The 24,388-nt window shown below is 61.2% G+C and carries 18 protein-coding genes; 12 read left to right on the forward strand and 6 right to left on the reverse strand.

Going from position 1 to position 24,388, the window contains the following annotated elements:
• Positions 1 to 454: 454 nt before the first annotated feature.
• The 3 genes from leuA to AB5Y68_RS11705 all read left to right on the forward strand — a co-directional run bounded on the left by leuA (position 455) and on the right by AB5Y68_RS11705 (position 4,572).
• Positions 455 to 2,113, forward strand: coding sequence for a 2-isopropylmalate synthase (gene leuA, locus AB5Y68_RS11695; protein WP_010675187.1), 1,659 nt, complete (start codon positions 455 to 457; stop codon positions 2,111 to 2,113).
• Positions 2,114 to 2,357: 244 nt separating this feature from the next.
• The gene (locus AB5Y68_RS11700; protein WP_052130408.1) at positions 2,358 to 3,263 is read left to right on the forward strand and encodes a GGDEF domain-containing protein; all 906 of its coding nucleotides are present in this window, start codon (positions 2,358 to 2,360) and stop codon (positions 3,261 to 3,263) included.
• A 145-nt stretch (positions 3,264 to 3,408) separates the two neighbouring features.
• Positions 3,409 to 4,572 (forward strand): DUF1615 domain-containing protein, encoded by a 1,164-nt coding sequence (locus tag AB5Y68_RS11705; RefSeq protein WP_052258860.1) that lies wholly within the window; start codon positions 3,409 to 3,411, stop codon positions 4,570 to 4,572.
• Between the two features lie 67 nt (positions 4,573 to 4,639).
• Here AB5Y68_RS11705 and AB5Y68_RS11710 read toward each other — a convergent pair whose 3' ends face one another.
• The 3 genes from AB5Y68_RS11710 to AB5Y68_RS11720 all read right to left on the reverse strand — a co-directional run bounded on the left by AB5Y68_RS11710 (position 4,640) and on the right by AB5Y68_RS11720 (position 7,029).
• Positions 4,640 to 4,879, reverse strand: a complete 240-nt coding sequence (locus AB5Y68_RS11710; RefSeq protein ID WP_052224769.1) for a hypothetical protein — start codon at positions 4,877 to 4,879, stop codon at positions 4,640 to 4,642.
• A gap of 81 nt (positions 4,880 to 4,960) precedes the next feature.
• The gene (locus AB5Y68_RS11715) at positions 4,961 to 5,818 is read right to left on the reverse strand and encodes a nuclease-related domain-containing protein (RefSeq protein ID WP_039040379.1); all 858 of its coding nucleotides are present in this window, start codon (positions 5,816 to 5,818) and stop codon (positions 4,961 to 4,963) included.
• Between the two features lie 242 nt (positions 5,819 to 6,060).
• Entirely contained in the window at positions 6,061 to 7,029 is a 969-nt protein-coding gene (locus AB5Y68_RS11720; RefSeq protein ID WP_039040378.1) for an autotransporter domain-containing protein, read from the reverse strand.
• A 332-nt stretch (positions 7,030 to 7,361) separates the two neighbouring features.
• On the opposite strand from AB5Y68_RS11720, the gene AB5Y68_RS11725 reads away from it, so the two are divergent.
• The 5 genes from AB5Y68_RS11725 to AB5Y68_RS11745 all read left to right on the forward strand — a co-directional run bounded on the left by AB5Y68_RS11725 (position 7,362) and on the right by AB5Y68_RS11745 (position 12,073).
• Complete coding sequence (locus tag AB5Y68_RS11725; protein ID WP_039040377.1) at positions 7,362 to 8,012, forward strand: DedA family protein; 651 nt, start codon at positions 7,362 to 7,364, stop codon at positions 8,010 to 8,012.
• 245 nt (positions 8,013 to 8,257) lie between these two features.
• Complete coding sequence (locus AB5Y68_RS11730) at positions 8,258 to 9,553, forward strand: DEAD/DEAH box helicase (protein WP_039040376.1); 1,296 nt, start codon at positions 8,258 to 8,260, stop codon at positions 9,551 to 9,553.
• A 115-nt stretch (positions 9,554 to 9,668) separates the two neighbouring features.
• On the forward strand, positions 9,669 to 10,304 hold the full coding sequence (locus AB5Y68_RS11735) for a DUF2913 family protein (RefSeq protein ID WP_039040375.1): 636 nt from the start codon (positions 9,669 to 9,671) through the stop codon (positions 10,302 to 10,304).
• Between the two features lie 253 nt (positions 10,305 to 10,557).
• Complete coding sequence (locus tag AB5Y68_RS11740) at positions 10,558 to 11,598, forward strand: M35 family metallo-endopeptidase (protein ID WP_029314738.1); 1,041 nt, start codon at positions 10,558 to 10,560, stop codon at positions 11,596 to 11,598.
• A 43-nt stretch (positions 11,599 to 11,641) separates the two neighbouring features.
• A complete protein-coding gene (locus AB5Y68_RS11745; protein WP_039040374.1) occupies positions 11,642 to 12,073 on the forward strand; it encodes a hypothetical protein in 432 nt (143 codons plus the stop codon).
• Here the strand turns inward: AB5Y68_RS11745 and AB5Y68_RS11750 are convergent.
• Positions 12,070 to 12,264 (reverse strand): hypothetical protein, encoded by a 195-nt coding sequence (locus AB5Y68_RS11750; protein ID WP_039040373.1) that lies wholly within the window; start codon positions 12,262 to 12,264, stop codon positions 12,070 to 12,072. The genes AB5Y68_RS11745 and AB5Y68_RS11750 overlap by 4 nt on opposite strands.
• A 61-nt stretch (positions 12,265 to 12,325) precedes the next feature.
• Here AB5Y68_RS11750 and AB5Y68_RS11755 point away from each other — a divergent pair, with 61 nt between their 5' ends.
• On the forward strand, positions 12,326 to 12,904 hold the full coding sequence (locus AB5Y68_RS11755) for an O-methyltransferase (RefSeq protein ID WP_039040372.1): 579 nt from the start codon (positions 12,326 to 12,328) through the stop codon (positions 12,902 to 12,904).
• Between the two features lie 82 nt (positions 12,905 to 12,986).
• Here AB5Y68_RS11755 and AB5Y68_RS11760 read toward each other — a convergent pair whose 3' ends face one another.
• The gene (locus AB5Y68_RS11760; RefSeq protein WP_039040371.1) at positions 12,987 to 14,402 is read right to left on the reverse strand and encodes an FAD-dependent oxidoreductase; all 1,416 of its coding nucleotides are present in this window, start codon (positions 14,400 to 14,402) and stop codon (positions 12,987 to 12,989) included.
• A 12-nt stretch (positions 14,403 to 14,414) separates the two neighbouring features.
• On the reverse strand, positions 14,415 to 18,872 hold the full coding sequence (gltB, locus tag AB5Y68_RS11765) for a glutamate synthase large subunit (protein ID WP_039040370.1): 4,458 nt from the start codon (positions 18,870 to 18,872) through the stop codon (positions 14,415 to 14,417).
• A 613-nt stretch (positions 18,873 to 19,485) separates the two neighbouring features.
• On the opposite strand from gltB, the gene AB5Y68_RS11770 reads away from it, so the two are divergent.
• From AB5Y68_RS11770 to AB5Y68_RS11780, 3 genes are all read left to right on the forward strand, one after another.
• The gene (locus AB5Y68_RS11770; protein WP_039040369.1) at positions 19,486 to 20,430 is read left to right on the forward strand and encodes a TIGR01212 family radical SAM protein; all 945 of its coding nucleotides are present in this window, start codon (positions 19,486 to 19,488) and stop codon (positions 20,428 to 20,430) included.
• Positions 20,431 to 20,800: 370 nt separating this feature from the next.
• Positions 20,801 to 22,945, forward strand: coding sequence for a type I secretion system permease/ATPase (locus AB5Y68_RS11775; RefSeq protein ID WP_039040368.1), 2,145 nt, complete (start codon positions 20,801 to 20,803; stop codon positions 22,943 to 22,945).
• Entirely contained in the window at positions 22,938 to 24,353 is a 1,416-nt protein-coding gene (locus AB5Y68_RS11780; RefSeq protein ID WP_010675165.1) for an HlyD family type I secretion periplasmic adaptor subunit, read from the forward strand. Before AB5Y68_RS11775 ends, AB5Y68_RS11780 begins: the two co-directional genes overlap by 8 nt.
• Positions 24,354 to 24,388 lie beyond the last annotated feature (35 nt).

Below are 24,388 nucleotides of genomic sequence, written 5' to 3' on the forward strand. Positions count from 1 at the left end.
ACGGCGGGGTTTTTTATTGCCTGTGCCCTGCCACTTCCGGGGAAACGCCTTCAAGGAAGATGGGTGAGATGGCGAATAATCCATCAGGGATGGTGAGACTCACCCCGTTATTGGACATTCACTGCATCAACATTGCTCAATTGGCTCGGTGGGGTGCAATCTTCGCAATCTCTCGCCCCCACGATATCCCTATACTGGGTGCTCATACAAACAAGGTCGTCTGCGCCGACACACCAAAAGGTGGCGTGCGAGAGGATCAGCGCCCGCAGCCCGATCCGGCTGCCGTGGCCGGCCCCGGTGACCGACGGGGGCCGCAGGAAAACCGGTCGCGGGGTTACCGCCGCGCGACTCGTCAGGGACGGTGTTACCGCACCAACCCGCTTCCCCTCCTTGCCCCACCCGCCTGTCGGCCCGGTCGTCCGGCGCCTCGCCCATCCGTCAAGGGAATCTGAATATGAGCTTCGATCATCGCAAATACCGCCGTGCCCCCGTGATCAACCTGGCGGATCGCCAGTGGCCCAACCGGGTACTGGAGCGGGCACCGCTCTGGTGCGCCGTGGACCTGCGCGATGGCAACCAGGCGCTGGTCGAGCCCATGACGGTGGCCCAGAAGCTGCAAATGTGGGCGCTGATGACCCACATCGGCTTCAAGCACATCGAGGTGGGTTTCCCGGCGGCCTCCCAGCCCGACTTCGATTTTGTGCGCGAACTCATCGAGCGCAACCTCATCCCCGATGACGTCACCATCCAGGTGCTGGTGCAGGCCCGGGAAGATCTGATCGCCCGCACCTTCGAGGCCCTCAAGGGGGCGAAGCGGGCCATCGTCCACGTCTACAACTCGGTCAACCCGACCCAGCGCAACTATGTGTTCAACTCAGGCAAGGACGGGGTCAAGGCCATCGCCGTGCAGGGGGCGCGCTGGGTGCGGGAGTATGCGGCCCGCAATCCGGACACCGAGTGGAGTTTCCAGTATTCCCCGGAGAGTTTCAGCAGTACCGAGGTGGAGTTCGCCGTCGAGGTGTGTGACGCCGTCATCGACGAGTGGCGTGCCGCTGCCCGTCCCATGATCCTGAACCTCCCCGCCACGGTGGAGGTGAGCACCCCCAACGTGTTTGCGGATCAGGTGGAGTGGTTCTGCCGACACCTCAAGGCGCGATCCGAGGTGAGCATCTCCATCCACACCCACAACGACAGAGGCTGCGGGGTGGCCGCCGCCGAGCTGGCGGTGCTGGCGGGGGCGGATCGCATCGAGGGCACCCTGCTCGGCAACGGGGAGCGCACCGGCAACATGGACATCGTCACCATGGCCATGAACCTCTACAGCCAGGGGATTGACCCCGAGCTGGACCTGTCTGACATGGATGCCATCGTCGCCACCGTGGGGGCCTGCACCCAGATTGCCCTGCACCCGCGCCACCCCTATGCCGGCGAGCTGGTCTACACGGCGTTTTCCGGCAGCCACCAGGACGCCATCCGCAAGTCTCTCGCGGCAGAAAAACCGGATCACTACTGGGACGTGGCTTACCTGCCCATCGACCCTGCCGATCTTGGTCGCAGCTACGAGGCGGTGATCCGCATCAACAGCCAGTCCGGCAAGGGAGGGGTGACCTATCTGCTGGAGCGTGACCTCGGTCTGCAACTGCCGCGCTGGCTGCAAATCGACTTCAGCCGCCGGGTGCAGGCCGAGGCTGAGGCGAGCAGCAGCGAAATCAGCCCGGAGCAGATCCGCACCCTGTTCGAGCAGCACTATCTTGAGCCGGCCCACGGCTATCGCATCGGGCGCTTCCAGCTCGGTCATGACAGTCAGGAGAGCCTGCGCCTGGAGTTGCAGACCCCCCACGGCACCCTGCAACTGTGCGGTGAAGGGGAGGGTGCCATCACGGCCCTGGTCAACGGCTGGCAGCGTCAGACCGGCATGCACATCGATGTGCTGGATTACTCCGAGCATGCGCTCACCGCCGGCACCGAATCCCGCGCCGCCGCCTATGTGCTGCTGAGCGTCGAGGGCACCCGGATGTGTGGCGTCGCCGTCGGTCGCGACGTGGTCAACGCCTCCCTGCAGGCGGTGATCAACGGCGCCGCCCAGCATCAGGCCCTGCGCCAGAGCGCCTGAGGCTGCACGGCCCGCTCGCCGTGAGGGCGAGCAGGGAAGGGCCGCCCACCCCGATGTCACGGCAGATCGCGCCGTCCCCGTTGCAACAATCCCCTGACCCATATGGTGAGGGGATTGTTTTTTATGGAAAAATCGGCCCACAATATCAGTGATTTGCCACCAGGAATGCCGTCGGGGTTCGCTGGCGATGGCAGCCAACGGCTGCCATTCGGGATAGAAGACATACGCGCTTGGAGCCCAAAACATGATGAAGACTCCCCTCAGGTTATCCGTTCACCCCGCCCGGTTCTTCTCGCTTCCTCCCTGCCGTCGTCTCGCGCTGGTGAGCCTGCCCTGTCTGCTGCTGCTGACGGGGATCCTGGCCGGGGTCAGCTTTGATCCCCTGGCAGAGCACAACCTCTATACCGTCGGGGCTCTGGCCGAAGCGCTCAACGTGCTGACCCTGCTGTTCATGTTCTGGGTGGTGCAGTGTGCCCAGATCACCTTGAGAACCTATCTCTCCCTCACCGGCGGGCTGACCCTCTGGCTCGTCTCCGGCGTCATCGATCTGATGGATGAGGTCTATTTCCAGCCCTGGTGGCTCTCCACGGTGGAAGACAGCCTGCGCACGATCGGCATGCTGGCCTCGGCCTGGGGTGTGCTGCTGATGGTGCAGCAGATGTATGGCACCCAGATGCGGCTCTCCTCCCTCGCCATGTCAGACGAGCTGACCGGGCTCTCCAATCGCCGGGCGTTTCGCGCCGTGCTGGAGGCGCACGGAGAGGAGGGGACGCCGCTCCTGCTGCTGGATCTCGATCACTTCAAGCTGATCAACGATCGCTATGGCCACGCCATCGGCGACAATGTGCTGCGTGAATTCAGCACCCTGCTGCGCCAGCTCTGCCCATTGGATGGGGTGGTGGCGCGCCTTGGGGGAGAGGAGTTTGCCATCTGGCTGCCCGGCATGACGGGCGACAAGGCCCGTGCGCTGGCGGAGCAGATAAGGTGCGCGACCGAAGAGCTGGTCTCAGGTGACGGGGTAAGATTCACCGTGAGCCTTGCCCTGGGTATCAGCCAGAGCGGGGAGGGGGTGGATGCCCTGCTCCAGCGCACCGATCTCGCCCTCTATCAGGCCAAGCATCTGGGACGCAATCGGGTGGAGCTGGCGTGATGGCGCCAGGGGATGCCGCAGCCAGCGGGCCAGCAGGTTCATCCGCCTTCATCTTGTCAGACTTGTTCCCTACAATGTCCGCCTCCATGCATTCGAGCCCTCTCATTCGCGATGAGGGGCAGGTCCCGCTCTTCAGGAAGCCTTCATGATCCCCTCTCACTCCTTGTTTGATGCCCATTGGCGCTGGTTGTCACTGCTTTCCCTTGCCCTGCTGTCGGGTTGTGCCAGCGAGCCTCCCGCCCCGACCAGCCCGGCGACGCCGGCGGGGCGCCCCATTCCCAAGGCGATGCAGCCGCAAAAACCGGCCGACATGAAGAGCCGCATCGTGCGCTTCCTGCCGCGCAACGTGGTGGACAAGCCGGGCTGGGCCAATGACGTGGTGACGGCGCTCACCACCCAGGGGCTGACGGTGAGCGATCACAACGTCTGCAGCGTGCTGGCGGTGGCTGAGCAGGAGGCGACCTATCAGGCGGACCCCGTGGTGCCCAACCTCAACAAGATTGCCTGGAAGGAGATCAATGCCCGGGCCGGCAAGCTGCTCATCCCCGAGTTCATGGTGCGCACGGCCCTCTCCATCCAATCCCCCACCGGCAAGAGCTATGCCGAGCGCATCGACAAACTTCGCACCGAGCGGGAGATGAGCGAGATCTTCGAAGACATGATAGGCAGCGTCCCCATGGGCAAGCAGCTCTTTGGCAATCTCAACCCGGTACGCACCGGCGGCCCCATGCAGGTGAGCGTCGCCTTTGCCGAAGCCAACGCCCGTGGCTACCCCTATCCCGTGAAGGAGTCCATTCGCCACGAGGTGTTCACTCGTCGCGGCGGCATCTGGTTTGGCACCAAACACATCTTCGGCTATCCCGCCGACTACCCGGATACCCTCTATCGCTTCGCCGACTTCAATGCGGGCTGGTACGCGAGCCGCAATGCGGCCTTCCAGGCGGCGGTAAGCCGGGTGAGTGGCAAGCCCCTGGCCCTGGACGGGGATCTCATCCGCTACGACTCGGATTTGCCCGGCAAGACCGAACTCGCGGTCCACAGCATCGCCAGCCGCGTCAACATGAGCAAGCAGGCCATTCACCAGAGCCTCAAGCTCGGGGCCAGCAGCGACTTTGCCAAAAGCGATCTCTACCACAGGGTCTTCGCCCTGGCCGACAAACAGGCCGGGACACGGCAACCCCGCGCCATCCTGCCCGGCATCCAGCTAAAGAGCCCCAAGATCACCCGCAACCTCACCACCGCCTGGTTTGCCAAGCGGGTGGATGACAGGGAGCAATCCTGCGTACGGAAGATGGCGACAATTAAGTGATGAGGCGTTTGGTCAGTAAGAAATATAACAGCCGGTTGCCATGATTAATGACAACCGGCTCAAGTCATTAATAGGCTCTCCAGCGATACCCCTTGGCCTGCATACAATCGGTGATGACTTCGTTTTTTTCCTCATCAGAGATATTGTTCAGACGGATCTCATATTTGCATTGAGACAATGCAGTGAGAGTGTCATCGTGTGACACGCCCTCTTTTCTCCATGTTGGCTGCGGGTCAGATGCGCAGGATGTCAGCAATATACTCATGCTGGCGATCACCATTGTTACCGATATTTTTTTTATGCTCATTCATCAATTCCTTTGAATAGAGGTTATCTGGGTTTGTGATTATGGCCCCATGGTTGCCAGGTCTGTACCGCGGTTATTTTTCTAGCGTGTAATTTTGAATGATGTCATCCCCCTGCATTTTGGATATCCGCTGCATCCCCAAAACTGGGTGCCTTTATGCTCCCCTCGGCTGGCGGTACGCAATACCATAAGGTTGCCACATCGGGGGCATGCAGGACTCTGCTCCGTGGGAGCAGGCAGGATGCGAGAGGAGGCAGTCGTGTTGTCAGCCAGAAGGGTAGCAGAGGGTGATTTTCGTGAGGGCGCCAGGTGGCGCGCCTTTAGTTGTGCAACATGTTGTCTGTGGGTCTGCCAGTTGGGAGTCAATCGTGTTTGCTGGATGGTCTTGACCACCTGGATGATGTCTGCAGGGGTCAATACCTGTGTGGTCTTCTCCTTGATATATCGGATCAATCCACGGTTCATGACGTTGTCCGGCATTGGCGTCTTGAAAGTACAGTCGCCAATAAAGTAAATCACTGAGTGCAGTTGCTGATCCGCTAGGCCCAACAGGGCCTTCAGGGTCATGACGTGCAGATGATTTTGATGCAGCGGGTTTTGAAAGTGGTGTCTGCGGCGATATATCTGCTGAGTCCAGCTTTTATGGGCCGGATTGCCGAATATCCATCCTTTCATGTTTTTTGTTTCGATCACGAACAGGCCAAACCGCGAAACAATCACATGATCTATCTGGGTAGTGCCCTGAGAAATCGGCAGGGTCACATCCTTGAGCAGGTGATATTCCCGTTTGTCGAGAAAGAGCCCGAGGCAAAGATTGAGAAACCACTCCCCGACCATCCCTTTGAACCAGGGGCTTTTGACTATCGCGGCCAGCAACAGCAAGGGGAACACAAACCAGAGTTTGGTCAGCAACGGTGCCAGCAGACTGGTCACATCCATCTCATTCCTCCTCGGCTGTCGAAGCCATATCCGGCGCTACTAGCCAGTCCTGTTGGCTGGCAATGAACATGGGGCCCACTGGTGCCAGATGGAGTTGAGTGGGCGACAAAGCATGACTGTAGTGAGTGGTGTGCAGGAACGAAGAACAATCTTTATCAACTGGGCGGTACATCACGCAATTTTGGCTCCAGAGGGGCATCCACCATGGCGTACAGGCAGAGAAGGCCAATGGCGTGAGAGGGCTAAAAACTCATCGCCAGTCCGATGGAGTAGCCGCTGGTACTGTTGCTGAACATATAGCGGGCCACCAGCCGGGTGCGGGTGATGAAGATGTCGTACTTGCTGCTGTCGAGTTCGAGGCCAAGTCCCAGGGAGTTGAGGCTGTTGAAACCGAGCAGCCCCCGTTGCTGCCCCAGGTATTCGGTTCTGGCCCCTTCCAGCACGTAGCGAAGGGGCCTGTCCAGCAGGGTCCAGTCCCACAGGGGGGCGCGGCGGCGCAGGTAAAGCCCGAGGTTTTCCGCATCGGCCTGACCGCTGACGCTCTCGGCGGTGCCGGTGAAGCTTTGCAGATGCTGGTAGGAGTAGCGCAGCTCGGCATCGATGTCCTGGGCGGCGGAGAAGAGCTCATAGTCCAGCATCAATGAGCCGCCGAGGCCATAGACATTGAGGGTGCCGCCGTCGAGGAAGTCCAGATTCTGGCCGCTCCTGTGCTCGAGCAGGGCGGCCCCGATGCGAAGGTCGCTGGCCACCGTGCCCAGGGTGACATTGGCGATGGGCCGCAGCACCAGATTGCCACCAAAGCGATCCCGGTGGACGCCGACATCCCAGCCGATGCCGCCGGTGGCGCTCAGGCTGTTCCATTTGGTGGGAATGGTGCGGGTCTCGTTGCCATCGGTGAACACGAACTGGGGATCGTAGCGGCTGTAGCCCAGGGTGCCCTCCAGATAGAGGGGAACATCCTCGCTCAGGGTGGCGCCACCCCCGAGCTGGGTGATGGTGAGGGCGGAGGTGTCGTTGGTGCCGCTGCCGATATCAAGGTTGCTGGCGGTGATATCCGGCACCACGGCGTAGCTCATCAGGGAGACGACGGCGTTGGCGCGCTGTTGCACCAGGCTCTCGTCGCTGGCACGGGCCTTTGTCACAAGACCGGCAGAGACGCCGGCAAGCACCGCCAGCAAGGAAAGTGTGTGAGAAGAGAGCTGTCTTGCCATACCTGGCTCCATGAGTACCCCGTCCATTGGGGCATGTTCACACTGTAACGGGTTTCATCTGGCTTGGCAGCCTGGCAAGGGCAGGCCCGTCCTGTTTTGGGGGCATGCACACTGGTCTGATGGGCCAAGCTGCCCTCGCTTTGGCGGGGGCAGGGGGGGCGAGAAGGGTGAACCGCTGGGCAGAAATCACAGACATTAATTTATTGTTCAGTTCCCCGGGTGTATAAGAGGCCTCCCATACGAACATTGGGGTGGTAGCAGGGATGGATTACCAGACGGGGCCTTCGGGTCATCATGACGAATGCGCATTACGTTGATGGGAGTCACACCAGATGCAGGACATGCTGCTTGCCATATGGCATCAGGATTTTGATCAGCTTATACAAATGCAGGCAATCGGTCTGCTCGTCACCTGTCTGGTGGTGATCCTCTTCCTTGAATCGAGCTTCGTCTTTCTGCCCCTGCCCGGTGACAGCCTTGTGCTGCTGGCGGGCGGTCTGGTGGGCATGGGGGTGCTGGGGCCCGAGGTGACCTTGCTCTATCTGCCGCTCGCGGCCGGGATAGGGAGCGTGCTCGCCTACTGGCAAGGGCAGGCACTGCATGGCACCCGTTTCATGGGCCATGTGGAGCGGATGATCCCGGAAGGGAGCCTGCCCAGGGCCTCCCGGCTGCTGGATCGTTACGGCTTCTGGGCCATGTTCGTCTCCCGTTTCATCCCCTTCGTGAGAGTGTTGACCCCCATGTTGATGGGAGTCTCCCGCCTGCACCTGCTGCGGGTGGCAGTGGCGAGTTTTGCCAGCGCCTTCCTCTGGTCCCTGGTGCTGAGCATGGCCGGCAAGATGGTGATGGCGACCCCGGTCTTTGCCCATCATCAGGAGCTGCTGACCAAGTGCCTGCTTGTCACCTCTTTCGGGTTGTTCGTCATCGCGGTGGCGGCCATCGGCATGCGGCTGCTCAAGCGTCCGAGCAAGCGGGTGCGCTGATCTCACTGCCCGGGCTGCGCCTGCTGCTGCGTCTGGCGGGCGCAGCTCCCGAAAAAATACAGGCCATTTGAGGCGGTATTCCTGCCGCCTATCTGTTACACTTCGCGCCCGCCATTTTCCGGCTCATCTTCTGATCTGATGTCAGACCCAGCCGTCCTTGGCTTCATGCCTCGCCGATGCCAGGCCACACGCCGGTCCAGGCCATCCACGCCAACTACAGCTCCGCTGGAACACAGGAACCCAACATGAGATTTGAATCGTTCGATTTTGCCCCCGAGATTTTGCGCGCCATCTCAGATTGCGGTTATCAGGAGATGACCCCTGTGCAGAGCCAGGCCATCCCGGCCATTCGCCGTGGCCGCGATGTGCTGGCCAGTGCCCAGACCGGTACCGGCAAGACCGCCGCCTTTGCGTTGCCCATCCTGCAACGCATGGTAGACAACCCGGCACCGGTGCAGCCTTCCAATGCCCGCGTGCTGATCCTGACCCCGACCCGCGAGCTGGCGGCCCAGGTGGCGAGCAATATCAACGATTTCGCCAAGTATCTTGATATCACTACCCTCACCATCGTGGGTGGCGGCAAACAGGATGTGCAGGCCAAGAAGCTCAAAGCGGGCGCACACATCATAGTGGCCACCCCTGGCCGTCTGCTCGAGCACCTCACCGCCTGCAACCTGAGCCTCTCCGGGGTCGAGACTCTGGTGCTGGACGAGGCGGATCGCATCCTCGACATGGGCTTTAGCGCCGATGTGCAGCAGATCCTGCAGGCGGTCAACAAGACTCGCCAGAACCTGCTCTTCTCCGCCACCTTCTCCGAGGCGGTGAAAAAGCTGGCCAACCTCATGCTGGACAAACCCCAGGTGGTGGCCGTCGACAAGCAGAACTCCACCGCCGACACCGTGAGCCACACCGTTTATCCGGTGGAACAGAAGCGCAAACGCGAGCTGCTCTCCGAGCTTATCGGCAAGCAGAACTGGCAGCAGGTGCTGGTGTTTGCCAGCACCCGCGAGAGCTGCGATGAACTGGTGGAGGAGCTCAACCTCGACGGCATCAAATCTGCCGTGGTGCACGGTGACAAGGCCCAGGGGAGCCGTCGCCGCGCCTTGCGTGAATTCACCGAAGGCAAGCTGCGGGTGCTGGTGGCCACCGAGGTGGCCGCCCGCGGCCTGGACATTCCGAGCCTGGAATACGTGGTCAACTATGATCTGCCGTTCCTCGCGGAAGATTACGTGCACCGTATCGGCCGAACCGGTCGCGCTGGCAAGAGCGGCATGGCCATCTCCTTCGTCAGTCGCGAGGAGGAGCGCACCCTGCTGGAGATCGAGGCCCTCATCGGCCAGAAGATCCGCCGCATCATGGTGCCGGGTTACGAGGTGAGCAGCCGTGACGACCTCATCAAGCAGTTGCAGGAGCGCCGCCGCTTCGGCAAGCGCCCGCAGCGTGAAGACAATGCCGCCGCCCAGGCCATGGCCGAGGCGAAACTGCAAGGTCAGCGCCTCAAGCGTCTGGCGGCGGCCAAGAAGCCCCGTCAGCCGAAATAAGGCAACGTCGCACCCTCCCGGTCGGGGAGGGGCGTTTACTCTCCAAAGGCGCCACTGGCGCCTTTGTGCTGTCGATGACGCGGCCCCTTGGCCGCCCCGTTTCAGAGGATCCGAGATGACCCTTCCTGCTTACAATCAGGCCCTGCTCGAGATGGCCCGCCAGAGCCTGGCGGAGCTGGAGCGCACCGCCGCCCAGAAAACGGGCAAACGCACCCCCGCTCAGGAGAGCCACTTTCTCTGTACCTGGATGGCGGATTCTCTCAAGGAAAAACGCTTCTCCCGGCTGGTGATGGAGGATCTCAAGACCTGGGTGCAACTGGGGCGGACGCTGGGGGCGGGGGCCGATCTCAAGGGGCTGCTTGAGCGGGTGCAGCGCCAGTATGAGCGTGCCATGTATGAGCCGGTACAGCTGGGGGCGCGCCTGGCCGATCTGCTTTTGGCGCTGGAGGGGGCGGGCTGGCTGGTGTTCACCGACAGCGAACTGAACACCCGGCAGCGGCTGCTGAGCCAGGGGCAATCCAGCCTGATCATCTCGGCCAGCGAGTATCAGGGTCATATCGAGGGGGGTGAGCTGGTCAAGCCCCTCACCCTCTATGTGCGCGGGGACGAGCAGGTACTGGCCGAGGCGGCATTTGCCCGGGGCCTGCTGCTGAGCCAGGGCAACAAGAAAACCACCTTGGTCAAGCACCACAAGGCCTATCGGCTGATGCCGGGCAACGCGCAGCCGGCCCTGGCGCTGCTGGCCTCCTGATCCCGCCTTCTCATCCCGTCACCCGGCCCTGCGCCGGGTTTTTTTATGGCAAATGCACCCCACGGGGTTGCCTGCACGCCCGGGCCGGGCGGGCAATCTTTGTCGCAGCCAAGGGGCTCCCCCTCTGATGGGGGGCGTCCCCCATATGGAGGGATGGTGGGGTGGTGCTTCTGCTCTAGGGTAGATGGGCCCCAAAGAGGGCCTTAAAGGAAGCAGACCGCCTGACAAGGCGACACTCAATGAATGAGGAAACATGATGAAAGCGACTCCAATTGCCCTGTTGCTGGCCGGCGTGCTGGCGTCCCCGCTCTGCGCCGCCGGACTCGATGCCCGGCTCACCCTGGTGGAGGGCAGCACAGACGATGTGCGCGTCAACCTGACCCTGACCAACACCGGGGAGAAGCCGGTTCGTCTGCTCAAATGGCAACTGCCGGGTAGCGAGGATGCTCCCCTGTTCCAGGTGGAGCGTGACGGCCAGCCGGTGGATTACGAAGGGGCCCTGATCAAACGGGCCGCACCGAGTGACAAGGACTACCAACTGCTCAAGGCGGGCCAGAGCCTGACAGTGCAGGCGGAGGTCTCCGGTCTCTACGACATGAGCGCCCAGGGCCAGTACAGCATCCGTTACCTGCTGCCGACCGTGGCGCAGGAGGGGAAAGCGGCCAAGGCCAAACAGGCCCAGGCGAGCGAGTCCAATGCCGTGACCCTCTGGGTGGACGGGGTGAGCGACGATCGGGTACTGGCCAAGGCTGCGGTGGCCGAGCCCCAGGCGGTGAGCGCCTCGGTCAGCTTCAGCGGCCGTTGCACCAACACCCAGAAGAGCGACATCCTGGCGGCGCTCGATGCCGCGAGTGGCATCGCCAACAACTCCAGCAGCTACCTCGCGGTGGACAAGCCGAATGGGCAGCGCTACCGCAGCTGGTTTGGCGCCTATGACGCCACCCGCTGGAACCAGGCCGAGACCAACTTCAGCAAGATCAAGGATGCCATCGACAACAAGCCGCTCACCTTCGACTGCGGTTGCAAGCAGAGCTACTTTGCCTATGTCTATCCGGACCAGCCCTACAAGGTCTATCTGTGCAAGAGCTTCTGGACAGCGCCGGTCACCGGGACCGATTCCCGCGCCGGCACCATTGTCCACGAGTTGAGCCACTTCAACGTGGTGGCGGGCACCGACGATCTGGGATACGGTCAGGCCAATGCGCGCAATCTGGCGAGCACGGATCCCCAGAAGGCCCTGAACAATGCCGACAACCACGAATATTTCGCCGAGAATACCCCGAGCGAAAATTGAGTTGCAAACAGGGGCCGGATGGCCCCTTTTTGACGGAGGCACCATGATGACACTCTTGCTCACCACCCTGGCACTGGCGCCCTTGCAGTGCGAGCTGTCGGTCAGCGCAGAGAGCGGGGTGAACGAACCCCTGCCCCTGGTGATGACCCTGACCAACCGGGGGGAGACGCCCCTCGAGGTATTGACCTGGTTCACCCCCTTCGAGGGGTGGTTTGCCGATGTCATCGACCTGACCCGCGATGGGCAGCCGCTGGACTATCGAGGGCCGCTTGCCAAGCGAGGTACCCCCGGGGACGGCGACTTCTTGCACCTGGGGGCGGGGGAGCAGAGCCAGGCCGATGCGGATCTGGCGCAGGCCTACGATCTGTCCCAACCGGGCCGCTACCGGCTCAGCTATCGTGCCCAGCCCCTGACGCTCACCAAGGGCGTGGCGCCCAGCTGCCCCGCCATCGACTTTACCCGGGTGGCCCCCTAGGCGATCTGCGGCTTGCCCTTGGTATCCAGCTGCCCGACGGCGCGGGGGGCCCCCGCCAGACCGCGTGACGATTGGCTTTCCCGCCAGCAGCAGTGCACCAGCGTGATCACATGGTGAGCCAGGGTGTTGTCTTTATCCGGATGACGCAGGGGATGGGCCACCGAGTGGGTCGATAGCAAAATGATGAACATGAGGGGCGGTCCAGCCATGCCATGCACCGGGCCGACTCGTTTACACCGTCAAGGAGGAGACATGGCACTGGAACAACTGAAACGGGAGCTGGAGCGCTTTGGCGAGCAGAATGACGGCGCGCAACACTCCCGTGGCAGCAAGATGCTCAACATTACCCGCGACACCGGCGAACTGCTGGCGGTGCTGGTGCAGACGAGGGGGGCGCAGGCTGTGCTGGAGATCGGCACCTCCAACGGTTACTCCACCCTCTGGCTGGCCGAGGCAGTGAAACGGCTGGGGGGCCGGGTCACCACCATCGAGCTGGACGAGGGCAAACGGACCATGGCGGCGACCAACTTTGAGCGGGCCGGGCTCACTCCCTGGATTGAGCAGTTGGCGGGGGATGCCGGCAGCCTGTTGCCCTGCCTGCCGACGGCGGGCTATCAGCTCATTTTTCTGGACTCCGATCGCCGCCATTACCAGGCCTGGTGGCCAGAGATCCAGCGCCTGCTTGCCCCTCGTGGCCTGCTAGTGGTGGACAATGCCATCTCCCATGAGGACGAGATGAGGGAGTGGATGGCACAGGTGCGGCGTGACCCCGATTTCCTGACTTCCCTGGTGCCGGTGGGCAAGGGGGAGTGGCTGGTGGTGCGGTGCTAGAGCGCACCACCAAAGCCAGGCATAAAAAAACAGCCCCGCACGAGCGGGGCTGTTTGCATGACAGCGTGGTTGCGACGGCAGATCACACGGCTAGGTAGTCCATGATCCCTTCGGCCGCCTTGCGACCCTCATAAATGGCGGTCACCACCAGATCCGAGCCGCGCACCGCGTCACCACCGGCGAACACCTTGGGGTTGCTGGTCTGGAAGGCGTACTCGGCCTTCTCGGGCGCCTTGATGCGATCCCGGCCGTCGAGCTCGACGCCGTGCTCTGCCATCCAGGGCTGGGGGTTGGGCTGGAAGCCGAACGCCATCACCACCGCATCGGCGGGCAGCACCTGCTCGGAGCCTTCAATGACTACCGGATTGCGGCGGCCATTGGCATCGGGGGCGCCGAGCTCGGTGCTCACCACCTTGATGCCGCAGGTGCGGCCGTGGGCGTCCAGTTCGACCCCGACAGGTTGCAGGTTGAACATGAATTCCACCCCTTCCTCCTGGGCGTTTTTCACCTCCCGCTTGGAGCCTGGCATGTTCTCGGCATCCCGGCGGTAGGCGCAGATCACCCGATCGGCCCCCTGGCGGATGGCGGTGCGCACGCAGTCCATGGCGGTGTCGCCGCCCCCCAGCACCACTACCTGCTTGCCGGCGAAGTCGATGTAATCGGCTTGCGCCTTCTCAAAGCCCAGCAGCCGGTTGGCGTTGGAGATGAGGTAGGGCAGGGCGTCGTAGACCCCCGGCGCCTCTTCGTTGGCAAAGCCGCCCTTCATGTACTTGTAGGTGCCGACCCCGAGGAAGACCGCATCGAACTCACCGAGCAGATCGGCGAAGGTGACGTCACGGCCCACTTCGGTCTCGAGACGAAACTCCACTCCCATCCCCTCGAAGATCTCGCGGCGGCGCTGCATCACCTCTTTCTCCAGCTTGAAGGAGGGGATGCCGAAGGTGAGCAGGCCGCCGATCTCCGGGTACTTGTCGAACACCACAGGGGTGACGCCATTGCGTGCCAGCACGTCGGCACAGGCAAGGCCCGCGGGGCCCGCGCCAATGACGGCGACCCGCTTGCCGGTCTTGACCACCTTGGAGAGATCCGGGCGCCAGCCCATCTCGAACGCCTTGTCGGTGATGTATTTTTCGATGTTGCCGATGGTCACGGCGCCGAATCTGTCGTTGAGGGTGCAGGCACCCTCACACAGTCTGTCTTGCGGGCAGACGCGGCCACACACCTCCGGCAGGCTGTTGGTCTGGTGGGAGAGCTCCACCGCCTCCAGAATGCGTCCCTCGTTGGCCAGCTTCAGCCAGTTGGGGATGTAGTTGTGTACCGGGCACTTCCACTCGCAATAGGGGTTGCCGCAGTCGAGGCAGCGATCAGCCTGCATGCCGACCTGGGCCTGGTTGAAGGGCTCGTAGATCTCCACGAACTGGATCTTGCGGATCTTGAGCGGCTTCTTGGGCGGGTCGACCCGCTGGACATCGATAAACTGGAATACGTTCTGGCTCATAGGGTTCCCTCCTTATTGCGCCTGGATTCTGAGTTCTGCACTGGAACGGCTGGTGTGGCCAAGCAGCGATTTGACGTCGCTGGACTTGGGTTTGATCAGCCTGAACTTGGGCACATAGGAGTCGAAGTTGGCCAGGATCTCCTCGGCACGCGAGCTGCCTGTCTCGTTGAGGTGCGCCGTGATGATACCGCGCAGGTGCTCCTGGTGGATGGCCAGATCCGCCACCTCCAGCAGTTCGACCAGCTCGGGGTTGGTGCGCTTGGCAAAGTTGCCGCACTCGTCGAGCACGTAGGCGAAACCGCCTGTCATGCCCGCCGCGAAGTTGACACCGGTCTTGCCGAGCACGGTGACGATGCCGCCTGTCATGTATTCACAGCCGTTGTCGCCAATCCCCTCGACCACCGCCAAGGCCCCTGAGTTGCGCACCGCGAACCGCTCGCCGGCGGTCCCTGCGGCATAGAGCTTGCCGCCGGTGGCGCCATAGAGGCAGGTGTTGCCGATGATGGCCGCCTCGTGGGATTTGAACGCCACGCCGACGTGGGGTTTGATCACCAGCTTGCCGCCGGTCATCCCCTTGCCCACATAGTCGTTGGCATCCCCGGTGAGGATCATCTCAAGGCCACCGGCGTTCCAGACGCCGAAGCTCTGGCCGGCGGTGCCGTTGAAGTGCACCTTGACCGGATCGGCCGCCATGCCCTGGTTGCCGTGGCGCTTGACGATTTCGCCGGACAGACGCGCACCCACGGAGCGGTCGGTGTTGCGGATGTCGTAGCGGAACTCGCCGCCACTCATGTTTTCCACCGCGTCCAGCAGGTCTTCCACCATCTTGAGGTTCAAGGGCCCCTTGTCGAAGGTGGGGTTGTGCTGCTGGCTGAACAGACTGGAGCCTGCCGGTGCAACCGGGGCCGCCAGGATGCCGGACAAGTCCAGCTTGGCCTGACGGGCGGTGAGGCCGGGCAGGGCTTCCAGCAGGTCGGTACGACCGATGAGGTCGGTGAGCTGGGTGACGCCAAGCTCGGCCATCAGCTCGCGCGTCTCCTCGGCGATGAACTTGAAGTAGTTCATCACCATCTCCGGCAGGCCGGTGAAGTGTTCGCGGCGCAGCTTCTCATCCTGGGTGGCGACGCCGGTGGCGCAGTTGTTCAGGTGGCAGATACGCAGGTATTTGCAACCGAGCGCCACCATGGGGCCGGTACCGAAGCCAAAGCTCTCGGCGCCGAGGATGGCCGCCTTGATGATGTCCAGACCGGTCTTGAGACCGCCATCCACCTGCAGACGCACCTTGTGGCGCAGGCCGTTGGCCACCAGCGCCTGTTGGGTTTCGGCCAGGCCCAGCTCCCAGGGAGAGCCGGCGTATTTGACCGAGGTGAGCGGGCTTGCGCCGGTGCCGCCGTCGTAGCCGGAGACGGTGATGAAGTCCGCATAAGCCTTGGCCACGCCACAGGCGATGGTGCCGACGCCAGGTTCGGACACCAGTTTCACCGACACCAGGCAGTTCGGGTTGATCTGCTTGATGTCGAAGATGAGCTGGGCCAGATCCTCGATGGAGTAGATGTCGTGGTGCGGCGGCGGGGAGATCAGGGTCACGCCGGGCACGGAGTAGCGCAGCTGGGCGATTTGCGCGGTGACCTTGTCACCGGGCAGCTGGCCCCCTTCGCCGGGCTTGGCGCCCTGGGCGACTTTTATCTGCACCACGTCCGCGTTCATCAGGTAGTGCGGGGTGACGCCAAAGCGACCGGAAGCCACCTGTTTGATGCGAGAGTTCTTCTCGGTACCAAAACGCTTGGGATCTTCACCGCCTTCGCCGGAGTTGCTCTGACCGCCGAGGCGGTTCATGGCGATGGCCAGGGCCTCGTGGGCTTCAGGGCCGAGGGCGCCGATGGACATGGCCGCGGAGTCGAAGCGGGGGAACAGCCTAGCGGCTGGCTCCACCTGATCCAGCGCAACCGGGGTGGTGCCCTGTTTGATCGACAGCAGATCCCGCAAGGTGGCGACCGGCCGCTCGTTCACCAGACGGGCATACTCCTTGTAATCGGCGTAGTTGCCGGAGCGCACTGCCACTTGCAGGGTCTGCACCACGTCCGGGTTGTAGGTGTGGTACTCGCCACCGTGGACGAATTTCAAGAGGCCGCCCTGGGTCAGCGGCTTGCGGCCGAGCCAGGCCAGACGGGACAGATTGATCTGATCCTGCTGGATGTCGGCAAAGTCGGCACCCTGGATGCGGCTCGATACGCCGCGGAAGCAGAGTTCGACCACGGCCCTGGAGAGGCCGACGGCTTCGAACAGCTGGGAGCAGCGGTAGCTTGCCACCGTGCTGATGCCCATCTTGGACATCACCTTGTAGAGGCCCTTGTTGATGCCGTTGCGGTAGTTGAGCATGGCCTGGCGCAGGCTCATCTTGAGCACGCCTTCTTCTACCTGCTTGGCGAGGGTCTCGTAGGCGAGATAGGGGTAGATGGCGGTAGCGCCAAAGCCCAGCAGCACGGCGAAGTGGTGCGGGTCGCGCACGCTCGCGGTCTCCACCAGGATATTGGCGTCGCAGCGCAGGTTGTTGTCCACCAGGGTACGCTGCACCGCCCCCACCGCCATGGCGGCCGGGATGGGCAGGGTATCCGGGCTGATGTCCCGGTCTGACAGGACCAGCAGGACGGCGCCGCTGCGGGCCGCTTCAGCTGCCTCGTGGCAGAGACGCTCGAGGGCGGCTTGCAGCCCCTCTTCGGGCAGGTAGTTGAGGCTCAGCACCGCATGGCGGTAGTGCTCCCCTTCCAGGGCCAGCAACTGATGGAAGTCGGAGTAGAGCAGGATCGGCGACTGGAACAGCACCCGGTGGGCGTGACCGAAGGTCTCGTTGAACACGTTCTGTTCGCGGCCGATACAGGTGGCCAGGGACATGACGTGATTTTCCCGCAGGGGATCGATGGGCGGGTTGGTCACCTGGGCGAACATCTGGCGGAAGTAGTCGTACAGGGTGCGCTGGCTGGAGGAGAGCACCGCCATCGGGGTGTCATCCCCCATGGAGCCCACCGCCTCCTGGCCATTCTCGCCGAGCACGCGGATCACCTGATCCAGCTCTTCAAAGGAGTAGCCGAACAGCTTCTGGTAAGTCTTGAGCCGGTCATCCGGGAATTCCCGCGATCCCGTGCTGGCATCGTCCATCTGCTCGAAGGGCACCAGGCGCTTGCAGTGCTTGTCCATCCACTGCTTGTAGGTGTGACGGCTCTTGAGATCGTCATCGATCTCGAAGCTGGTCCAGATCTTGCCGTTGCTGGTATCGACCACGAACAGCTCCCCCGGGCCGACACGGCCCTTCTCCAGCACTTCGTCCGGGGTGTAGTCCCAGGTGCCCACTTCGGAGGCCAGCGTGATGAACTTGTCCTTGGTGATGACGTAACGTGCCGGACGCAGACCGTTTCTGTCGAGTGCGCAGGTGGCGTAGCGACCGTCGGTCATGACGATGCCGGCCGGGCCGTCCCAGGGCTCCATGTGCATGGAGTTGAAGTCGTAGAAGGCGCGCAGGTCGTCATCCATGTTCGGGTGCTTCTGCCACGCAGGCGGGATCAGCAGGCGCATGGCACGGAACAGGTCCATGCCGCCGGCCAGGAAGAGATCCAGCATGTTGTCGAGGCTGGAGGAGTCCGACCCCGTGGTGTTGACGAAGGGGGCGGCCTCTTGCAGATCCGGGATCAGCGGGGTGGCGAACTTGTAGCTGCGCGCCTTGGCCCACTGGCGGTTGCCGGCAATGGTGTTGATCTCGCCGTTGTGGGCGAGGTAGCGGAACGGCTGTGCCAGCGGCCAGCGCGGGCTGGTGTTGGTGGAGAAACGCTGGTGGAACACGCAGATGGCGGCCTGCATGCGGATGTCGGCCAGATCCAGATAGAAGCGCGGCAAATCCACCGGCATGCACAGTCCCTTGTAGACGGTGACCAGGTTGGAAAGGCTGACCACATAGAAGTAGTCGTCGCTGATGCGCTTCTCGATGCGGCGGCGCACGATATAGAGGCGGCGCTCGAGATCCTTGTCGACCCAGCCCGGGGGCGCGTTGACAAAGACCTGTTCAATACTGGGCAGGGACGCCTTGGCGATGGAACCGAGTACGTTGGTATCGATGGGCACCTTGCGCCAGCCGACCAGACTCAGGGTCTCTCTTTCTAGCTCCTCGTCGATGATGTCGCGAGTTGCCTGGGCCAATACGGGGTCCGGGTTGAGAAACAGCATGCCGACCGCGTAGTTGCGGCCCAGGTGCCATCCCTTCTCTTCGGCAACAGCTCTAAAGAAGCTGTCGGGTTTTTGCAGCAACAGGCCGCAGCCGTCGCCGGTCTTACCATCAGCGGAGATACCGCCGCGGTGCTGCATGCGAGCCAAGGCTGACATCGCGAGACGGACAAGCTTGTGGCTGGCTTCCCCTTCCATGTGGGCCAACAGGCCGAAGCCACAGTTATCCCTCTCCAGCTTTGGATCATATAGTGACATTGCATTTCTCCCTTGCTCGGCCTTCCATCGCACTGTCATCAACAGACTGCATAAATTGCGATTGGCTCTTGTGGTTCCGTCCGCCTGAGGTGGCGAATCTCCAAACTAATGGGATTTTCGGGCAAGGTCAATTGGACATCCCGCTTGTTTGCAATGTTACATCGCTATAACAAAATGTGGGTTTTTGAGACTCAATCAGCATTTTTGTGTATTTATAACTGCTTTTTATTTATTTGTTGGATTTATATTCTGGTTATGGACGGTTTAGTGGTTGACTGCATGGTGGCGGGAAACTGTAGTAATTTTACAAAGTCATCTCTGGTGTGCTTGCCGGGGATCACATTTCAGGATCCTGCGTCTTGCATTTGTCCATAAGCAGACTAAACAGGATTTTTTCAGTAGTTACAGCCGGTTATGGGCGAGAGGTTATGGCACTTTTCTCCAGGTGGCAGGAGTGACAGGTTGTCAAAAGTGACCGTGAATGCTGACTGTTGGGTATTTATCGCATCTAACGTGAATATTTATATGATTTTTGGGTAGAGAGCGGGATTGATCCAGCGCAGCCTGCCCGCCGGGCTGCGTCGCTAGAATGGCACCTCATTTCGGAGGTGTCATGCAGTTACACGAACTCATCAATACATTTGGCCAGGATCTCAAGCAGCGCCACGGCCAGAAGATCCACAAACTCTCCATCCACGGGGCCTTTACCTGCCCCAACCGGGACGGCACCCTGGGCCGGGGTGGCTGCACTTTCTGCAATGTTTCCTCCTTTGCCGACGAGTCGGCCCAGCAACTCTCCGTGGTGCAGCAACTGCTGGCACGCCGGGACGAGGTGACCCGGGCCAGGCGCTATCTGGCCTACTTTCAGGCCTATACCAGTACTTATGCCGAAGTGGAGTACCTACAGCGCATGTATGAAGAAGCCTTGTCGGTGAGCGACATGGTGGGGCTCTGCGTCGGAACTCGCCCTGATTGTGTACCCGATGCGGTGCTGGATTTGCTTGCAGGTTATCAGGCCAGAGGTTACGAGGTGTGGCTGGAGCTCGGGCTGCAAAGTGCCAACGACAAGACGTTGCAACGCATCAATCGGGGTCACGGCTATGCCGCCTATGTTGACGCTGTAACCAGAGCCCATCTGCGAGGCATCAAGGTGTGTGCCCACCTCATCGTCGGCCTGCCCGGCGAGGTGCCGATGGACAGCCTGGAAACCCTGCACCGTATCGTGGAGACCGGCGTCGAGGGGATCAAGCTTCACCCACTGCATGTGGTGGAGGGGAGCACTCTTGGCAAGGCGTGGCAGGCGGGGCGGCTGGATGTGTTGACGATGGAGCAGTATGTGGCGGCGGCGGTCGCCATGATCCAGTACACGCCTCCCGAGGTGGTCTATCACAGGGTCTCGGCGTCGGCGCGCCGCCCGACCCTGCTGGCCCCCGCCTGGTGCGAGAATCGCTGGAGCGCCATGACCGCCATTGCCGCGGAGCTGGCACGCTCAGGCCCTCAGGGGCACTGCCTGGGACGCCCTTTTTCTCTCCCTTCCACGGGCGAGTGCCAACTCTAATTTCGTCAAAAAAACAGTGGGTTATTAGATGAAATTCAGTCTTTGGAGTATAGTTTCGTTCAAGTCACCTTGATAAGATGGTCGGCTTGAAAAAAGATATAGTTATCAATAACTCTTTGCAGTTTGTATACCGGGCGGGCTTTCTTCGTACCGGGTGGCATATTTCTTGGCAACATCAGGTGCCCGGCATGTCCCCTCCGTTTCCGGCATGAAAATCTGTGAGGGAGGCGAGACATGCAGTGTCCCGGCTCTGTGCGCTAATCGGGTTGTGGGTCTGGGTGGCGAGGTCTGTTCTGTTTTTCCGGATCGCCGCCGGGCTTTGGATATTCGGCCCCGAGACAACCTTCTGAATCATGTTTGATGGGATGCTATGCAAGCAGAAACCAGCCATATAGATGAACTGTTGGAGTGCCTGGTCTTTTTGACCCGCTTTTACGGGGTGCCCAACAGTCAGGATGCTCTCACCACCGGCTTGCCACTGGTCTCCGGGCGTCTCAGCACGGCGCTCTTCAGTCGTGCCGCCGAGCGGGGCGGTCTCTCTGCCCGCGAAGTGATCCAGCCCCTTGAACAGATCTCCTCCCTGCTGCTGCCCTGCGTCTTGCAGACGCGCAATGGCGGCGCCTGCATCTTGCTTGAATGGAATGAAGAACGGACCCAGGCGAGGGTCATCTTTCCCCAGGCCGGAGACGCGGCCCAATGGGTCAGTCTTGCCCAGCTGGGTGACGAGTACAATGGTCGTCTGTTCTACGTCAAGCGGCAGTTCAAGTTTGATGAGCGCTCGCCCAAAGTGCTGGAGACCCGTGATGGTCACTGGTTCTGGAGCACCTTGTTCGAGTCCCGCGGTATCTATCGGGATGTGCTGGTGGCCTCGATCCTCATCAACCTGTTTGCCATCGCCAGCCCCCTGTTCACCATGAACGTCTATGACAAGATTGTGCCCAACCTGGCATTCGACTCCCTCTGGGTGCTGGCGGTTGGAGCCATGGTGGTGTTCACCTTCGACTTCGTGATGCGCCAGCTGCGCAGCTACTTCATCGATATTGCAGGCAAGAAATCCGACGTGCTGTTGTCGGCCAAAATCTTTGCCAAGGTGATGGGCATGAAGATGGAGTCCAGGCCTGCGTCGACCGGTGCCTTTGCCAAGCACTTGCAGGAGTTTGAATCGGTGCGCGAGTTTTTCACGTCGGCCACCGTCTCCACCCTGATCGATCTGCCGTTTGCCATCTTCTTCCTCTTCATCATCTGGATTTTCGCCGGTGTGATGGTGGTGGTGCCCATCATCGCCATCCTGATCCTGGTGGCCTACAGCTTCTACATTCAGGCACCGCTGAAGCAATCCATCGAGGAGGGCTCCCGACTCGCCTCTCAGAAGAACGCCAATCTGATCGAAAGCATCTCGGGCCTTGAGACCGTGAAGATTTTCGGGGCCGAGAGCATGTTCCAGCACCGCTGGGAGCAGGCGGTGTCCCACATCTCGACCTGGGGCGTGCAGACCCGGCGCATCACCAACTCCATGTCTTCTCTGGCGAGCTACATCCAGCAGGTGGTGACAGTGGGACTGGTGATCGTCGGTGTTTACCAGATCTCGGAAGGATTGGTGACCATGGGGGGCATGATAGCGGCCGTGATGCTGTCGAGCCGGGCCATCGCCCCCATGGTGCAGCTCTCGGTGCTTTCCACCCGCTACAACCAGGCCAAGTCGGCGCTCGAAATCCTGGAGAAGATCATGATGACGCCGGGTGAGCAGGAGGAGGGCAGGCAGTACATCCACCATCCGGTCATCCAGGGGCGCATCGAGTTTGAAAATGTCTCCTTCAAGTATCCGGGCATGGAGAGCAGCACCCTGCACAACATCAACCTGCGCATCGAGCCGGGTGAGAAGGTGGCCATCATCGGACGCATCGGTGCGGGTAAAACCACGCTGGAGAAATTGCTGATGGGCCTCTATCGCCCGACTGACGGCCTGGTGCGTCTGGACGGCTTTGAGCTGGACCAACTGCCGCCGACCATCATTCGCCGCAACATCGGCTGTGTGCCGCAAGATGTGACCCTCTTCTTTGGTTCAGTTCGGGACAACATCATGCTGGGCAATCCCCTGGTGGACGATGCCCGTGTCTTGCGCGCCGCCAAGCGGGCCGGGGTCACCAACTTTACCAACCGGGATCCCAACGGTCTCGACAGACAGATTGGCGAAGGGGGACGTCAGCTCTCCGGTGGCCAGCGTCAGTCCATCCTGCTGGCTCGCGCCCTGCTCAACGATCCCCCCATTCTGGTGATGGACGAGCCGACCTCCAACATGGACAACCAGTCAGAGATGCACGTGAAGCAGGAGCTGGCGCGGCTCGGCCCCGAAACCACCCTTATCCTCATCACCCACAAGACCTCCATGCTGGATGTCGCTTCCCGGGTCATCGTCGTGGAGCAGGGGAAGATAGTGGCGGACGGTCCCAAAGAGGTGGTGTTGCAGCAATTGAAGGAAGGCAAGGTGCGGGTGCAGGAGACGGCGAATGGCTAACCACTGGTTCAAGAAAACGCCCTCAGATACGGTCTTGCCTGCACCCGAGCATCTCGAGTACGTGGATGACGGCGCTGCCGCCGTGCTGCTGACGACACCCACCCGTGCCAGAGTCCTGCTGTGGGCCTGCTTCCTGTTTTTTGTCAGCGCCATCGTCTGGGCAGCCTGGGCAGAGCTGGATGAAGTGACCGTCGGCCAGGGCAAGGTGATACCGTCGCGCCAGTTGCAGGTGATCCAGAACCTGGAAGGGGGGATCGTCAAGGAGATCTTCGTCAAGGAGGGGGACATCGTCGAGAAGGGACAGCCACTGCTGCGCATCGACGATACCCGCTTCAAGTCGGATTTTCGCGAACGGGAGCAGGAGCTGGTCACCCTCAAGGGGGATATCGCCCGCCTGCGCGCCGAAATTCGCAGCGTGGTAGTCAAGAACGAGCCCAATCTGGGCTGGCGTGAACAGGTTGCCATCGACAAACAGGCCATCGAGTTCCCCGAAGGGTACGAGAATGTCTTTGCCGAATATGCCGCCCGTGAAAGATCGGTGCAGGAGGCGCGGTTAAACAACCTCAAGAACCAGCTCTACATCCTGGGACAGCAGATCGAGCAGAAAGAGCAGGAGACCATAGAGCTCAATGCCAAGATCCGGACCGTAGGTCGCAGCGTTGATTTGGCTCGTCAGGAGCTGAACATCAGCCGTCCTCTCGCAAAAGAGGGTATAGTTCCTCAAGTGGAGCTAATTAAACTGGAGCGGCAGGTCAACGAAATGCAAGGGGAGCTGGAGGCGAACCGCCTGCTGGTGCCCAAGCTCAACTCGGTACTGCGGGAGACCATCTCGAAGCGAAATGATATCGCCCTGAAATTCCGGGCGGACTCCCAGACCGAGCTGAACGAACGTCAAGGCAAGTTGAGCCAGTTGTCGGAGGGCCAGGTCGGCCTCAGGGACAGAGTCGATCGTACCAGTGTGATCGCGCCTCTCAAGGGGACCATCAAGAAGCTCAAGATTAATACGCTGGGTGGGGTCGTTCAGCCGGGCATGGACCTGATGGAGATAGTGCCGCTGGAAGATACCCTGCTGGTTGAAGCCAAGGTGTCGCCCAAGGACATCGCTTTCCTCAGACCCGGACTGGAGGCCGTGGTCAAGATAACTGCCTATGATTTCACTATTTATGGAGGTTTACATGGCAAGGTTGAACAGATAAGTGCCGACTCAATCCAGGATGAGGAGGGCAATTCCTTCTATCTGGTGCGAGTACGAACCGAGAAGAGTTATCTGGGCGATGAGCTTAACGCACTTCCCATCATCCCCGGTATGTTAGCCAGTGCAGATATTATTACTGGTAAAAAAAGTGTCCTAGACTACTTGCTGAAACCCATCTTGAGGGCTAAGCAGTCGGCACTGAGAGAACGATAAGCCAACAATCTAAAAACAACATGACTGGAGATACC

It is taken from the genome of Aeromonas sp. R6-1 (assembly GCF_040908165.1).
GTDB lineage: Bacteria > Pseudomonadota > Gammaproteobacteria > Enterobacterales > Aeromonadaceae > Aeromonas > Aeromonas caviae.